12 protein-coding genes and 1 other RNA gene are annotated in these 15,832 nt (G+C 36.0%); 2 read left to right on the forward strand and 11 right to left on the reverse strand.

Annotated features, from left to right (window positions below; translation table 11 throughout):
• Positions 1-24: 24 nt before the first annotated feature.
• Entirely contained in the window at positions 25-477 is a 453-nt protein-coding gene (locus FFJ24_RS08985; RefSeq protein ID WP_138821185.1) for a hypothetical protein, read from the reverse strand.
• Between the two features lie 79 nt (positions 478-556).
• A complete protein-coding gene (locus FFJ24_RS08990) occupies positions 557-1,333 on the reverse strand; it encodes a LexA family transcriptional regulator (RefSeq protein WP_086546492.1) in 777 nt (258 codons plus the stop codon).
• 133 nt (positions 1,334-1,466) lie between these two features.
• On the opposite strand from FFJ24_RS08990, the gene FFJ24_RS08995 reads away from it, so the two are divergent.
• On the forward strand, positions 1,467-1,817 hold the full coding sequence (locus FFJ24_RS08995; RefSeq protein WP_138821186.1) for a GIY-YIG nuclease family protein: 351 nt from the start codon (positions 1,467-1,469) through the stop codon (positions 1,815-1,817).
• Positions 1,818-1,908: 91 nt separating this feature from the next.
• Here the strand turns inward: FFJ24_RS08995 and blaB3PEDO are convergent, their stop codons facing one another.
• The 3 genes from blaB3PEDO to FFJ24_RS09010 all read right to left on the reverse strand — a co-directional run bounded on the left by blaB3PEDO (position 1,909) and on the right by FFJ24_RS09010 (position 8,595).
• The gene (gene blaB3PEDO / locus FFJ24_RS09000) at positions 1,909-2,766 is read right to left on the reverse strand and encodes a PEDO-2 family subclass B3 metallo-beta-lactamase (RefSeq protein ID WP_138821187.1); all 858 of its coding nucleotides are present in this window, start codon (positions 2,764-2,766) and stop codon (positions 1,909-1,911) included.
• A gap of 26 nt (positions 2,767-2,792) precedes the next feature.
• A complete protein-coding gene (locus FFJ24_RS09005) occupies positions 2,793-5,966 on the reverse strand; it encodes a peptidase MA family metallohydrolase (protein ID WP_138821188.1) in 3,174 nt (1,057 codons plus the stop codon).
• Positions 5,967-6,138: 172 nt separating this feature from the next.
• Positions 6,139-8,595 (reverse strand): transglycosylase domain-containing protein, encoded by a 2,457-nt coding sequence (locus tag FFJ24_RS09010; protein WP_138821189.1) that lies wholly within the window; start codon positions 8,593-8,595, stop codon positions 6,139-6,141.
• A 143-nt stretch (positions 8,596-8,738) separates the two neighbouring features.
• On the opposite strand from FFJ24_RS09010, the gene FFJ24_RS09015 reads away from it, so the two are divergent.
• Entirely contained in the window at positions 8,739-9,617 is an 879-nt protein-coding gene (locus FFJ24_RS09015; protein ID WP_138821190.1) for a polyphosphate kinase 2 family protein, read from the forward strand.
• On the opposite strand, the gene rnpB is transcribed toward FFJ24_RS09015, so the two are convergent.
• The 6 genes from rnpB to FFJ24_RS09045 all read right to left on the reverse strand — a co-directional run bounded on the left by rnpB (position 9,617) and on the right by FFJ24_RS09045 (position 15,776).
• Positions 9,617-10,011: RNase P RNA component class A (rnpB, locus tag FFJ24_RS09020), an RNA gene on the reverse strand. The genes FFJ24_RS09015 and rnpB overlap by 1 nt on opposite strands.
• 89 nt (positions 10,012-10,100) lie before the next feature.
• Entirely contained in the window at positions 10,101-10,523 is a 423-nt protein-coding gene (locus tag FFJ24_RS09025; RefSeq protein WP_138821191.1) for a cytochrome c, read from the reverse strand.
• A 110-nt stretch (positions 10,524-10,633) separates the two neighbouring features.
• Entirely contained in the window at positions 10,634-11,281 is a 648-nt protein-coding gene (locus FFJ24_RS09030) for an SCO family protein (RefSeq protein WP_138821192.1), read from the reverse strand.
• 54 nt (positions 11,282-11,335) lie between these two features.
• Entirely contained in the window at positions 11,336-12,856 is a 1,521-nt protein-coding gene (locus FFJ24_RS09035) for a PepSY domain-containing protein (protein WP_138821193.1), read from the reverse strand.
• A gap of 74 nt (positions 12,857-12,930) precedes the next feature.
• A complete protein-coding gene (locus FFJ24_RS09040; RefSeq protein WP_138821194.1) occupies positions 12,931-15,258 on the reverse strand; it encodes a TonB-dependent receptor in 2,328 nt (775 codons plus the stop codon).
• A 146-nt stretch (positions 15,259-15,404) separates the two neighbouring features.
• Positions 15,405-15,776, reverse strand: coding sequence for a hypothetical protein (locus tag FFJ24_RS09045; RefSeq protein WP_138821195.1), 372 nt, complete (start codon positions 15,774-15,776; stop codon positions 15,405-15,407).
• Between the last annotated feature and the right edge of the window lie 56 nt (positions 15,777-15,832).

Genomic DNA, 15,832 nt, shown 5'->3' on the forward strand with positions numbered 1-15,832 from the left:
TATAATTAATTACTGTTTGCACTGTTATCCCTGTGCAGGAGGATTGGAAACTACCGGTGCGCTGTCTTTTTTACCTCTGCCACCCATTCCTTTTCTCATTTTCTCACCTTTTTCTCTGGCTTCAGCACGGAAAGCATCCATTTTAGTTTTCTGATCTGCAGTTAAAACCGCATCAACTTTAGCTTTTTGTTCATCTATTGCAGCTTTGCGTTCTTTCATTTTGCCTTTCATATCGCTTTTATCTGTTGTTCTCCAGGCTTCCATTTTTTTGGCGTTTTCCAATTCAATGTTGTATATTTTGCTTTTTTGATCAGCGTTTAAGCTAAGCTGTTTCTCCAATCTGGAAGTTATCTTTTCTGCTCTTTGCTCGGCAGTCATCTTAGGCATTGCCCTTCTTGTTCGTTTCGTTGTGTCTTGAGCAAATGCAGCGGTTAAACCCATTACTGCAATTGCTATTGTTAAAATTGCCTTTTTCATGTTATGTTTATTTATGTGTTTGTTAAATTAATAGATACATAAAAACACAAACAGTTTAATCGGCAGTTGTTAAAAAATGTTAATTTTTATTTAATTGAGAAATTGATTTCTGCATTTGTGCCATCATCTGTGTCAGCGTTTCCATTGTTGGGTCTGGTGCAGGTTCTGGTAAAGAGGTAGATATATATGCTTTAGCTTTCCATATCTCAAGAATATCATCGGCAGCAATTGTATAAGCGTCGTATACCTTATTATCTGATATCAATTTCAAATCTTTATTCTCTCTGAAACGGTTGCCCGCTCTTTTATATACTACGCCTTCATTTTTACTAATCACAATGTACGTTTCGCCAGTTTTTACTTCATTCCAATTATCAAGATACTCACCGATAATTACACTTCCCGGTTGAACAGGTAACATACTATCGCCCATAATTTCAAAAGCCCTGAAGGTACCTTGTCTTAATGCAGCCAATGGAAGTTGAAATTTAGGCAGGTCGCTAATATATTGAGGGTCTGAAAAACCGTTTAAATAACCAGCACTCGCTTTAACCGGAACCAGTTCGATGTTTTCGCGATCGTTCTGATCAACAGAAATACTAAGTACCCTAAGGTTAGATCCCTGGCTTTTTGGCTTCGGTTTCCAGCTGTCAGATATTTTTTCATTGATGAATTCATCGATGGTAAGATCAAAGTATTCGGCTATTTTTTTTAGCAAATCATATTTCGGTTCCGCCCGGTCTTCCTCGTAAGCGCCGATGAGCGATCTCTTGATTTCCATAATATCAGCGAAATTTTGCTGTGTATGGCCTTTTTTCTTCCTGAGGTACTTTAAATTATTTGAAATATTTGACATAAAAATAAATTTTAAAATAAATTTGGAATTACTAAAATAGTTAGTAATTTTATGCTCATAAAGTTAGTAATATTATTTTGAATTGCAAGAGTGTATACTAAATAGTTTAGTTTTAAGTTTTAAATATAAGATCATGAAAAAGTTTGTTTATATCGTTACCGACAGAAATCGTACAAGTATGCACGTGGGCATGAGCTCTGATTTAATGAAGACACTGGATTTCTACAAACAGATGCCAAACTTGTTTTTTGATAACGGACAGCAATTAACCCGACTCGTTTATTTTGAGGAGTTTAAAACAGAAGCACAGGCTTTGATACGTTTTAAATCTATTAGCCGGTTTACACGCATGCAAAAAGAGCGTTTGGTAAGATCTTGTAATCCAGATTGGATTGACTTAACTATAGGCCTCGATTTCGAAAATATTCTTTTACATCGGAATATCACCAATCAGGTAAAGCTATCTTTCTCGGGTTTATCTTAATTGTTACGTTTATTAAACTATAGGAAATTAAACGATCTTTATAAAAAATGATTATTTATATTTTAATCGTTTTTAAAAATTTAGGAAAAGGCTAATTTTTTATTTTTTCGAGGAAAACATTTTCCAGATCTTGAAGATTTTTAAAAAACTTACATTTATCCATAAAAACTTCTGGATTATAAGGATCTCCTGACTTACGTTTATCATGCAGATCAAATTGATTTGCGTGAGAGGCAACCCAAAGATTAAAGTCAAGCTTTTTCATTGCTTTAAAAGTTTCAGTATAATCTTTTTGGATATCTTTATACGATGCAATTTCTGAGAATTTTCTATCCACAATTATGGATGGCATATTGGCAATCAAAATTTTGTAGCTAGAATTTTTATCTTTCGTATCAAATATAAAACTACATGATCCTTTAGTATGTCCGGGATGATGAAGCAGGGTTAAAGTAGTGCTGCCTAATTTAATTTTATCGTTATTCTTCAATAGGAAATCAGGTTTTGCGGGTTTAAAACTTACACCATATTTCCCAAGCTCATAATCTGATTTTCCGCCGGTTTCAAGTGCATCTGCATCTTTCTCATCGACATATAGTTTTGCACCGGTTTCTTTTTTAATCTCAGCCATTGCGCCTAAATGATCAAAATGGGCCTGGGTTAAGAGCAAAATTTTGATTGATTTATAATCAAATCCCAAAGCTTTTATATTTTCTTTTATTATGGAAAGCGAATTAGCTAAACCTGTGTTTATTAATATATTTCCCTTTTCTGTTACAATTAAATAGGAAGCTAAATCATAAGTGCCAACATAATACAGATTACCTGCAATTCTAAATGGCTCCGTAGCCTGAGACCATTCTTTTGGATTATTAGCTGGCTCCGTTACTGTTTGGGCAAAACCCAACAGGCTGCAGGAAAATAAAACCATTAAAAATATTTTTTTCATACGCGAATTCGCAATTTATTTCCCTTTTACCATCCTGGCGCAAATGTTAAACCAAATACTCCGGTTTTAACATCCTTTCTTTGAAAAGGAATCGCATAGTAAGGTTCTAAAACAAAATAGCCAAAAACGTTCACCCTTACCGATATACCAACACTCATTGCTGGTACACGTTCTGTTGTAGCCTGATAGGTAACCGGTTTTCCCTTTTCGTCAAAAACGGGTTGTTTATTTGCATCTAAAACAGGTTCAGTAGTATAAGTTGGCTCACTTTTAAATTTTACCTTGGTATCGTTTGTCCATGCTAAACCCGCATCAAAGAATAAATTCAGGTCAGAGAATAAAAACTTAGAAGGTATAGCAGCTAATTTTTTTGGTCCTGTAAATGGCAGGCGAACTTCAAAATTAAATACGGCAATTTTACTTCCTGTTAATTGGTTAATATCAAAAGATTCTGATGATTGTGCGGAAGTACTTTTATAAATTGAGTTTGATTCATAACCTCTAATCAGGTAAGGATAACCAAGATACATTGGATAAAGTCTGTCAGCATCTTTACCAATTCTTAAGGTATTATAGCTTCTTACAGCAAATGTTACTGGCTTAGCCCTCCAATATTTACGGAGATCTGCCGTTACACCTGCAAAACTATAAGTACCCAAATATTTTTCGCCACTTACCCGGTATCTGAAACCATCGAGCGGGCCAGTCAGACCAAAGATTGAGTTATCGCCTACAAAGCCAGCGTTTAATTGATATAGTGTAAAAGAATTAAAAGGAATGCCATAATCCTGAGAAGCAACATCGTTAGAAATCCTGCTTTTGTCTGAACCTATGTAGTTCCCAGCCGAATTGTAATAATTGCTATATCTATCAACCCTGTAACTATAATGCGAAAATGAACCGCCCAACTCAAAACGGTGTATTTTACTAAATGGATAAGCTCCAAAAACCTGAAACTGATCTTCGAAAGTTCTAATAATGTCTGTTCTGTCTGCCAGGGCTTTAATAGTAGTGTTATCGCCTGTAGGAACATCTTCATAGCCGTAAGACCTAAAACCAGATACATACGGAATGTGAGAAACGGCAGCACCCCAATTTATTCTGCTTTTCTGATTAATGTAACCCACTAAGCCACCGGCATCATAAATCTCACCATTTACGGAGATGTTAGCAATAATCTGATTGGTTCCTAATATATCACTAAACATTCCTACTATACCACCAGAAACGCCAGTTCCAAAACGGCTGGTTGAAACACCTACACCACTATTTGCTAAATAATCTAACCTGAATTTTGGTTTGTAAGGAACCGTTTTCATCGAATCGGCCACTATTTTTTCGAAACGGTCAAAATTATTTAAATTAGAGTTGATGATGTTTACACCAATGTTTTCCATTGGAGGAAGTATAGCGGCATCGAAATTTTCTTCCTGGTTACCAATTCTTTTCGCTTTAAAGCTGCTTAATTTAGCATTATATAAGGTGTAACGTTGGTAACGGTAATAGCTATATACAATATCATCTGTAGTTGACACCGAAATGGCCGGCGAAAACTCGGTAATTCCACTAATACCGGTAAAATAATCCGTTAACTGATCAACCGTATTATCAGCAAAATTGTATTTGTATAAATTTCTAAAACCATCTCTGTTAGATAGGAAATAGATGTTCTGACTGTTAGCAGAAAATTGTGCGTTCAGGTTATTCGCTCCCGGAAAAACATTCAAATTACTTACCTTTTTAGCCGCAATATCGTAAACAGCAAGGTTTATAGGCAAAACTGCGTTAATTACATTAGCCTGAATTGCAGCTCTATCTGATGAAAACACCAGTTTTGTACCATCAGGAGAATAACTCGGTGCATAATCAGAATATACATCATCGGTAATCTGCGTAACTGCTTTGGTATCGAGGTTGTAAGAGAAGATGTCACTTTGTCCTTCAACCATTCCTGAAAATGCGATATCTTTTCCATTTGGCGACCAGGTTAAATTACCAAACTGTTGCACCTGCGCCATTGGGGTTTGAGAAACGGTAGTGCCATTGGCAACGTTGATGATCATCATCTGGTTTTTACCCTGACTGAAAATACTAAAGGCAAACTGCTTACTATCCGGCGACCATGCGCCTGCTGATTCTATAAAATTGAAATCATCAATGTGGCCATTGGAGATCTGGCTGCTGAGCTTCCTGATAATTCTTCCGGTTTTAGCATCTGCGAGAAATAAATCTATACCAAAAAGGTCTTTTTCAGACATAAAAGCCAAATACTTTCCATCAGGACTAAGGGCAGGGGCGACGTTCATATTGCCTGCGTTTTTATTGTCGATGATTTTTGTACCCGTAATTTTAATCTGCGAACTATCTGCTTTTAACATCGGCTTATAATGGGCATCGATGGAATTTTTCCAAAGACCAGACAATGTTTTATCGTCGTAACCAAATGTATATCTGATGGCATTTTCGTAGCCATATTTTGCGGTATTCTTAAACAAAGGAACAATGGTCGTATCACCATATTGAGAGCCGATATAAGTCCAAAATGCCTGACCATAACGGTAAGGGAAATATTTGTTAGAGTTGGTTAAATCTTTTAACGAAGGAATATCGCGGTTTAACATGGCATCGCGCATCCACATGGAAGTGAAGGCATCTTTTTTTCCAATAGAAAGGTATTCGGCCATCCCTTCAACCATCCAAAGTGGCGTTTGCCCAACATTTTCTAAGCTGATCGAATCTTTTTCTAATAAAAGATGATATTGAAAAGCGTGAACAAGCTCGTGACCTAACACATGTCTCGTTTGACTGTTCAACTCCATAACAGGCATAATTACCCTGTTTTTCAATGCCTCTGTAACCCCGCCGGTCCCAATTCCAATTTCTCCGTTAAGTACTGTAGTTTGCTGAAAATCAGGATGATTATTATACAGAATAATCGGGTTTTTCTTTAAAAAAGTATCTCTGAATACTTCCTGATGCATTTTGTACCAGGTTTCAGCATCTTGCGAAAAACGTTTTAAAAGTTTCTCGTTTTTGATATAATAATAGATCTCAAAATGGGGCGTTTGTAAAACTTTAAAGTCGAGTTTTTTATACCTTACCTTGTTTTGTCCGAAATATTGGGCCTTAGCAGAAAAAGAAAGAATAAGCAGGAGCAATAAAGAAGAATATCGCCTTAGTAAAGTAGAGCCTATTTTCATATAAGTGGTTTTAGTAATGAGTGTTGAAAAATTTACGAAAATGAAATGGTAAAAAATCTGGAAATAAAAGTAACAATTGTTTAAAAGAGTATTAAAAATTTAACACTTTTTAAATTCCACTACCTATTTTACACAGATAGTGAGCTATTTTGATTTATTTCGGTCCAAAAAACTATTGCTGATTGTTATCTTCGTTTTTCTTTCTTTCCTTTTCTTCCTGACGTTGTTTTCTTCTCAGTTCACGTTCTTCTTTTCTGGTTAGCGGAACCGTAGGGGTAACGGGATTTTGAGCAGGCTCTGTCTTCTTTTCTTCTTTTTTAACTTCAGGTTCATTGTTTACCGGTTCAGTAGTAACTGGTACTTCGGTAGGAACAGTAAAATCAGTAGAATCGACCGTTACGCTGTCAGTTGAAGTTGTATCCCTGATAATTCTTGGACTAGGGCAATTGTAAGTGCGGGTAATATCAACTGTTGCTTTAGGGAAGGGTCCGTAAGTATATCCTGATTTCGGATCGAGGTAAACTTTTTCCATAAACTTTGCAAAAATTGGCAGGGCAGTTCTCGATCCTTCACCTTGTTCACCGTTTTTAAAGTGGGCTGTTCTTTCATCACAACCTACCCAAACACCCGTTACCAGATCTTTAGTTAAGCCCATGTACCAGGCATCTACATAATCAGAAGAAGTACCTGTTTTACCACCAATCTGATTATTTTTCTTAAACAGGTTAGGCCATTCCCATAAGGCTTGGGAAGTACCTTCAGGTTCTTCCATACCACCACGGAACATATAGGTCATTAACCAGGCAATTTCTTCAGTTAAAACCCTTTTTGTTTTAGGTTTAAATTCGTCAATTAAATTGTTATCCTGATCGGTAATTTTCTCTACCAATATGGGGTCGGTTTTAATACCCTTATTCATGAAAGTAGCATAAGCTTTTACCATCTCGTAAACGGTAACATCATTTGATCCTAAACTTACGGATGGAACAGATTCTAAATGGCTATCAATACCACATTCGTGTGCATATTTAACCACGTTATCCCAGCCCACCTTTTCAGTTACCTGGGCAGTAATGGTATTTACCGATTTTGCCATGGCCCACCGTAAGCTCATTTCGCGGTAAGAAACACTGTAATCGGCATTTTTAGGCTCCCAGTATTTGGTCTGGCCCTTATCTTGATAAGCAATTTTAACCGGTTTATCAGTAAATTTATCACAAGGGCTCATGCCTTGTTCTAAAGCCGTTAAATAAGCAAATGGTTTAAAAGTAGAACCTGCCTGGCGTTTAGCCTGATTTACGTGATCGTATTTGAAAAACTTATGGTCTATACCGCCAACCCAAACTTTAATTTTACCGCTTGCGGGTTCCATGGTCATCATTCCCGTATTCATGATTTTTCCGTAATAACGGATTGAATCTAAAGTAGAGAATAAAGTATCGCGATCACCTTTATATGTAAAAATCTGCATCCTTTTCTTTTTATTGAAATAGGCTTTAACAGAATCTGGATTATTCGGGAATTTCTTTTGTAAAAGGGCATAGATAGGCAGGTTTTTCATTGCTCTATCCGGATAATCAACTTTTTGCTTTTCAGAATCGTACCAGGGATCTTCGTTACCCCATACACTGTAAAACCTGCGCTGTAAAATCCTCATCTCATCCGCAACCGCTTCTTCGGCATACCCCTGCAATCTTGAATCAATGGTCGTGTAAATTTTCAATCCATCTTCATACAGGTCGTAACCATTATCAGTACACCATTTCTCTAAATATTTTGCCACAGCTGCCCTTAAATAAGAGTCGCCATCGCTGCCATCCTGCATCTTGCCTTCTTTTAATTTGATGGGTTCTTTTGATAATTGCGTTAAACTATCTTTGCTCAGGTATTTGTACTTATTCATCTGCGCGAGTACCACATTTCTTCTTTCCAGTGCCTTTGCAGGATTTTTAGTTGGATTGTATAAGGTTGTGCCCTTTAACATTCCCACAAGCATAGCTGCATCGGTAGTGGATAAATCTTTGGCCTCTTTATCAAAATAAATCCGGCTCGCTGTTTTTATTCCATAAGTATTATTACCAAATGAAACGGTATTAAGGTACATCGTAATGATGTCGTTTTTAGAGTAATTAGATTCTAATTTTACTGCAGTCTGCCATTCTTTTAATTTTACAATCAATGTTCTTATTAATGGGATTTTAATTAATAATCCCTGTGATTTATTGTAACGTGTACGGTAAAGGTTTTTTGCTAATTGCTGGGTAATGGTACTGGCTCCACCATCCTTTCCTAACCCAATAACAGCGCGGCCAACTGCCTGTACATCAATACCCCAATGTTTATAAAAACGCACGTCTTCGGTAGCAACCAGCGCATGCAATACACTAGGTGCAATTTCATTATAATTTACAGGGGTTCTGTTTTCTTTAAAGTACCTGCCAATCAGTTTTCCATCGGCAGTATAAAGTTCAGAACCAACACGCAGGGTAGGTGCTTTAATATCCCGAACACTTGGTGAGTAGCCGAAAAGCCACAAAAAGTTTAATTGAAGCGCAGAAAAGAAAATTATTATAAAAAATAAAACTATTGTAGAATAACGTAAGTACTTGTTTTTTATCTCTTTAAACATATTGGATAAGATGATCTTTAGGTAAAAGCTGTGGCGTTAAATATAAAAAACTCTATATGCAAATTAACGTATTTAATTTACTTATTTTTTAGTTCTATATTTAAATTATCGACGCATTGGTTTATCTAAAATAATACATGATTATGAAAAACGAATTTAAAGGATTAATTGTACAGGGAGATAAGAAATTTTCTTTAAAAAACCATAAAACAGATTTTACCGGGGGGTATAACAAAGAAAAAGCTAAAGATGCATTGGTGAATTCGAAAATAGAGCTAAACCACTTACAGGAGAAATTATATGCATCTGGAAAACATTCGCTTCTGATTATCTTTCAGGCGATGGATGCCGCAGGAAAGGATAGTGCTTTAGAGCACGTAATGAGTGGCTTAAATCCACAGGGATGCCAGGTTTACAGTTTTAAAGTACCTACCTCTAAAGAATATCAGCATGATTTTTTGTGGAGACATTATAAGGCCTTGCCCGAACGTGGACGGATTGGCATCCATAACCGTTCGCATTACGAGAATGTTTTGGTCTGCAAAGTACATCCTGAATATATTTTGAGTGAAAATATTCCGGGTTTTTCAGATGTAAAAAAGGTTAACAAAAATTTTTGGCAGCAACGTTATAAAAGCATTAAAAACTTTGAGGAACATTTAACCGCCAACGGAACAGTGATTCTGAAATTCTTTTTAAATGTAAGTAAAGCTGAACAGAAACAGCGCTTTCTGGATCGGATAGAGGATCCAACAAAAAACTGGAAATTTTCTTCCGGGGATATTAAAGAAAGGGCATTGTGGGATAAATATATGGATGCTTATGAAGATGCGATCAACGCAACAAGTACCGAAGAATTACCTTGGTATATTATACCAGCCGATAAAAAATGGTTTACGCGATTGGCTATTAGTGAGATCATTGTAGATAAGTTAAAAAGTTTAGATCTTGAATTTCCGGTACTGGGAGAGGAAGAAACAGCAAAGCTGAGTGAAACCCAAAGTATTTTGCTAAGTGAGTAAAAAAATGCAGGTCTATAAGCCGGGTTCTGTTTCCTGATTGCTCAGGCTTCTATCATTTATCCACTATAAACGTTGCCGTTTATCTCTAACGACCTACCCACTAACATCGGACGGGCAGCCCTTTATCCCGGCGTAAAGTCGGGATGTTAGCCTATTTGGTCTTTCAACTCCCGGGGTTTACAAACCACTGCAGTCGCCTGCAATGCTCGTGCGCTCTTACCGCACGTTTTCACCCTTACTCCGATAATCGGAGCGGTATATTTTCTGCTGCACTAATCCGTAATTCAGGTTTTCATTCCTGAATCCCTTTCCGTTAGAAAGCGGGATGCCCTGCGTTGCCCGGACTTTCCTCTCTTCCGGTTTTACCCGAAACAGCGATAGAACAACCTGCATTTTGCGCAAAGATGAGACTTTTTAAGCACAAAGTATCTAAAATATCATTATTGTGATATTTATTCGTTAGTATTTTTATAATAATGAATATTATTTACAATTCTGCAAATCTTTTGAAACCTTCGAATAAGGAACAAAGCCTTGCTTATTACCAAAAGAATTGGTTACAAAAACCATTACCTGTGCCACATCAATATCAGCCAGTTCAGGGAAGGCAGGCATTTTTTCTTTGTATTCTTTTCCGTGAATAATCAAAGATTCGTTTGTCCCGTTTTTAATAAAACATGCTAAACGAGATTTGTTTGTCTTTAAAAATACAGAATCGGTAAGTGGAGGAGCAAGTTTACCTAATCCTTCGCCATTTTCGCCGTGACAATTCTGGCACTTGGCTTTATAAATATCTTTTCCGTTCGACATGTAATTTTGCAGATCGATGGTTTCCTGGTTTTGGCAGGAAATAATGATGCCTATAACAAAAATGAAAAAGATTGAATTGATGATGTACTTGCGCATGGATGTTTTGTTATTAAAATCGTTTCGAGCGGAATGAAATGGAGCCGAGAAATCTTTTAAATTAGCTTCAAAGATTTCTCTGCTCCGGTCGAAATGACGATAAATTCTATTTATTTTTTATATTCAGCTAGTAAAACCGGAATATCTTTTCTCAATTGTTCTACCTGGTCTTCCTTAGTTCCATCGTAAGCACCGCGAATTCTCCTGTCCTTATCAATCAAAACAAGGTAACCCTGGTGGATGTAACCGTCTTTAGCAGTACTGTCTTCGCCCACTGCCACTAAGTAATTTTTCTCGGCCAAAGTATATACGCTATCTTTAGTACCATAAAGAAACTGCCATTTCGGCCCATCAACGCCTAATTTTTGAGCATACTTTTTCAAAACATGGGGTTTGTCATATTTAAAATCGATCGTGTGTGATACAAACATTACATCAGGATTGGTTTTAAAGTCATTATAAACCGTCATTAAATTACGGTGCATGGTAGGGCAGATGGTGGTGCAGGAAGTAAAAAAGAAATCGGCCACATAAACTTTGCCATCAGTCGCTTTATTTGTTGTGATCACACTATCCTGGTTTAGGAAAGACCAGGCAGGAATGGTTTGGTAAACGGTATCGATTTTTTCTACTCCAGCAGCATCTTTAACGGTTTCGGCATGGCGCTCTCCATAAAAAGGAAGTTTTCTCTCTTGTTTGCACGACGCGAATAATAAACCTGCGCCTATTAGGATTGTGATGTAGCTGATATTTTTCATTGTGTTATAATTCAATAATTGATTAATATGTTCAAATGTACTGTATTTTGTTTTTTACTTTTTTATAAAAATCATTAAGCCGAGCAAGCTAACGGTTAAAATTAACAAGGCCACTAATAAGATAAAGAAATCGCGAAAGTTTTTCCCTGCCCAATCCAGGTAATGGAATTTGTGCAAAAAAGCAAAAGAATACCCTTCGTAACGATCGGCATCTGCAATTTTTGCAGCTAAACGGGATGTTTTGGTGTCGATATATAAGTTAGTGTGATTGGGAGTGTTATACGTTAGTTTTACAACAGGGAGGCGTTTAAAAACAAACCCATATTCTCTATCATCGAATTTATAGAGTACGCTGGTTTTTATTAGTTTCGATTTGCAAATGTCATTTTCAGTAGCGTTTGAACTACAACATTCCATTTCTGGCTCTTCTGTATCTTCTGATTTGTTTTCAAATTTATTCGCTAAAAATTTAGCGTATTCGAGATTACCGTTGTTGAGTTTCGAACTATCTTTTGCATTTATATAAATCGTTTCTTCCGGCAGATCTTCGGTTTTATTGTAGAATACCTGAAAATATACCTGTTTTTTAAACTTTACAAGGGAAATATTGCTCAGCCTGTCCAAATCTAAATTTAAAATGTTATTGGGTATTTTAAGTTCACTAATATTGATGGTTGGCTGGTAAACTACATTTTGAATGGTATTTAATTTAAGCTTATTCATAATATGGTAAGCTCCGCTAAATGCAAAGGTTAATGTTAATAAAGAAATGCAAATCCCAATCTGACGGTGATAAAGCCTTAAAAAACCAATTTTGCTTCCCTTTTTTGGTTTTTTAAATTTTTTCCAGAGCACACCATAAATTAAAATGCCACTTAAAGCAGATAAAGCAATAATGGACAATAAAGCCACCATAATACAAGTTTTAACGATGTTATTACTGATTGCTTCTAAAAATGACCAGCTATGAAAATTATCAAACAGCCATAAAAAGGTTTTTCTTGCATCAGTATTAAACGTAGCCAATTGAGATGAGGCTGTTTCTACATAAACATCCATGGCATCTTTTCGGTTAAAACTTACTTTCCAAACCGGAAGATATCTGTTTACATATTTATATTGCTGACTAAAGTCTGTTTGAACAGTAATTGATTTGATTTTGCTCGTACTATCTGCAATAAAATAACGAGCCAGGTATTCAGCATAAAGTTTGTCTCCATTGCTTAATGCTATTCCGGTTGTGGTATTAAAGTAGTGTAAATCTCCCTTAATACTTTTTAGCTGATAATAGGTTTGCTGATTGAAATTTACTATCCTGAAGTTTTTAAACTCCTGGATATTATTTTTACGCAAAACATCCTGAAATGTGAGTTGAATCTGCCCCTTATCGATGGATTTTGGTACTAAAATCTGATGGGCAATTTGCGGCTTAAACCAGTTGGATAAAAAAGGATGCATCAATCCGGATAATGTCCAAAAAATAACAGGAATAACCGTAATAAGACCAATAGTACGATGCCATTTGTACATATTACGCTTGACAATTTGTTTAAGATTTGATGTTTTATTATTCATCTTTAAAATTTTTATTTTAAATGAAAGAGGTAAAATGAAAACCTGACGCTATCTGATTAAATCTTTTGGTAATTCTATTTTTTTCCTGCAAAGTTATATTGGATTCCGAACACAAATGTTCTTGGTGCCGCAGGAGTAAAGGTGCTAGTATCTGTTGCATTATTTCCTCTGGTAACATTTGTTGCGTAAAGTGTATTTCCTAAATTCATTACATTACTATATACTTCGACACCTTTAATTTTATACCCAATCCGGTAGTTTAGTAGCGTATAACCATCATATTTAACTGTGTTTATCTGATTTTGGTAATAAGAAGATAAATATTGCAACTCTACAGACATCCGCAGATTTGGCAATTGTTTTGGATAGTAGTTTAACTCTGTGTTGTATACCCAGCGTGGCGCAGATGGCATTTCGTAATTGTTCAGGTTCTGTAAAGCATCTTTAGGATTATCACTTACCTGAAAATTGATGAATTTGTGTATGGCAACTGTACCGCCAAAACGGAAAGAAAATTGCGGATTGGGATTAGCGGTTATGCCAAATTCAATTCCACGATGCAAAGTTTTTCCTGCCGATTGATAATCGGTTGAATTATCTGGTTGACGGATACTTAGCAACTCATTTTTGCCATCCATTTGGTAAATAGCAATATCAGCATAAACTTTATGGTTAAAGAATGTTGCCCAACCTCCAAGCTCGTAATTCTGGAAAGTTGCAGGCTCCAAATTGTAATAGAACTGGGCAGGACTGGTATTAGGCTTTGCCCTAAAAATTGCAGTTAAAGCGGTTGGCGAAAAACCCTGTGCGTAATTGGCATATAGCCCTTTCTCCTGATCGATCTGATAAGTTACCCCAATTTTAGGCGTTAACTTACTGTATGCTTTTTCACCAGCGCTGTTATCTAAATTATTGATATAAGTAAAGCTCATCCTGTCGTATCGGAGACCTGTAGAAAATCTTATTTTTTTTACCGGTTCGAAATCATATTGCAGATAACTTGCTGCATTGCGGATTTTAGCGTTGTAGTTAGCCAATTGAATATCCGGACGTTCTTCTTTAAGGCTGTATTTTTCAACTGATTTTCCATCAGGACGAACTTGTGCATTTAAATCAGTTTGATACGCCCAATAATCGTTTGGAGAATAATCAAACATGGCTCCGGCAATTAATTTTGAATTTAAGAAATTGAAATGTTGACTGTGCTGCGCAATAACACCATAACTGTTGAAATTGTTAGCATTAATTTGACCAGTTGCAGTAGTTTGGCCTGTTTTCCATCTGATACCATAGGAAGGATTTTGTCCTAATTCATCGTTTCTGTTAAAAATGGTAACAAATGATTTGGCATTTTCATTCCATTCATGTTCAAGGGTTAACCGTGTTCTATTCGCATCCGATTTGCGGTAAGCGAAATCAGATGTGCTCAGGTAATTTCTGCTATAAAAAGCAATACTATCTACACTACCACTCATTTGGGAGTTGTATTTACCGTAAATAAAATTACCAATTAAGCGTGTTTTAGGAGTGAAATTATATTCTAAGCGAGCATTTACTGTTTGTTTATTATAATCAGAAGCGGTCATCCAAGAATTGGTTTGTTTACTGGTTAAACCTCCTACATAGAATCCAAATTTTCCAATTGTGGCACCCGTACCAAACTGAAAGCGCTTATATCCCCAGTTATCAAATTGAAATCCTGCTTTAGCAGTGGGAACTATTGTTGGTCTTTGCATAATAAAATTAACAGCACCACCAATAGCTTCTGGTCCGTATATGGATGAAACCGGACCTTTTACAACTTCGATAGAACTAACCGTATATTGATTAACTTGTAAAAGGGCATTGTGATTAAAAACACCCATCGGACGAATAGGAACACCATCTTCCATATATAGATAATATGGATTGGTTGTAATTGGCTGTCGGATAGACATCATGTGTTGTTCATTGCCTAAATCAACCATTAAAACACCAGGCGTCTTATTTACCACCTCGAATAAAGTGGTGGCTTTCGTTTCGTCGATTAATTTAGCACTAAGTTTAGTTATTGCAATGGGCGTTTCGCTACGTAACGAAGCTTCTCTATTTGCCGTAACCATAACACTCTGCAAAGATCTGGAATCTGGTGTTAATTCTATATTTTGATTATTGTAAGCTTTAATTTCTACATTTTTATAACTGATGCAGCTAATTAAAATATCTGGTGAAAGCTGGCTGCAAGTTAATTCGAAATAACCTTCATTGTTGGTTTTTGTAGCATTAACGCTATTTTTTTCCTTAACCAGCGCAGCAACAACAGGTTCCTTTGTTTGTGTATCGTATATTTTTCCTTTAATCGTTTGGGCGTATGCGGCAATATTAAGGCATAACAAAATGCCTGTTAGTATTTTGAATTTCATTCTTTAAAAATTGGGTGGTAATTAATAGTTTAAAACTAACCAGCGTGATAGCATTTGTATTTTATAGATAAACATGGTAGCATTAATGCCTGATTGGCATAAACTGGTGCTTTCTATTTTGTGTTATGAGTGGTTATAATTAAAAATTAACCCAATTTTGGAGGATGGAAAATGGATATCGAAAGATCTTTAACCGGTTTTTCGATGTAAAGATTTTCTGAAGTGATAATAAAATAGGAAATATGATGATTTAATGCAACAGTCTGAAATCTGGGTTCTGCCTCTATAACTCTTTTAAGGTTTTCCTGAACCTGCTTGTTTTTACCATCAAGCTCTTTTAGTTTTTTAGCCAGGAAACACTGTCCGTCGCAATGGAGTTCAGGATGTTCTTTGTTAATACAGAATACACTCGTAATATACTCTTTGTTCATTTTGTAGCCCGAATAAATCGCCAATTGCATGAAACCATTAGAAACGGTACAGGTAATTAAAAGATATATGAGGACTTTTTTGAACATTTTAATTGCGCTGCAAAAGTATTAAAGAATTTGGTTGCAGCAAAGAAAAATAAAAA

This window comes from Pedobacter sp. KBS0701, from assembly GCF_005938645.2.
Taxonomy (GTDB): domain Bacteria; phylum Bacteroidota; class Bacteroidia; order Sphingobacteriales; family Sphingobacteriaceae; genus Pedobacter.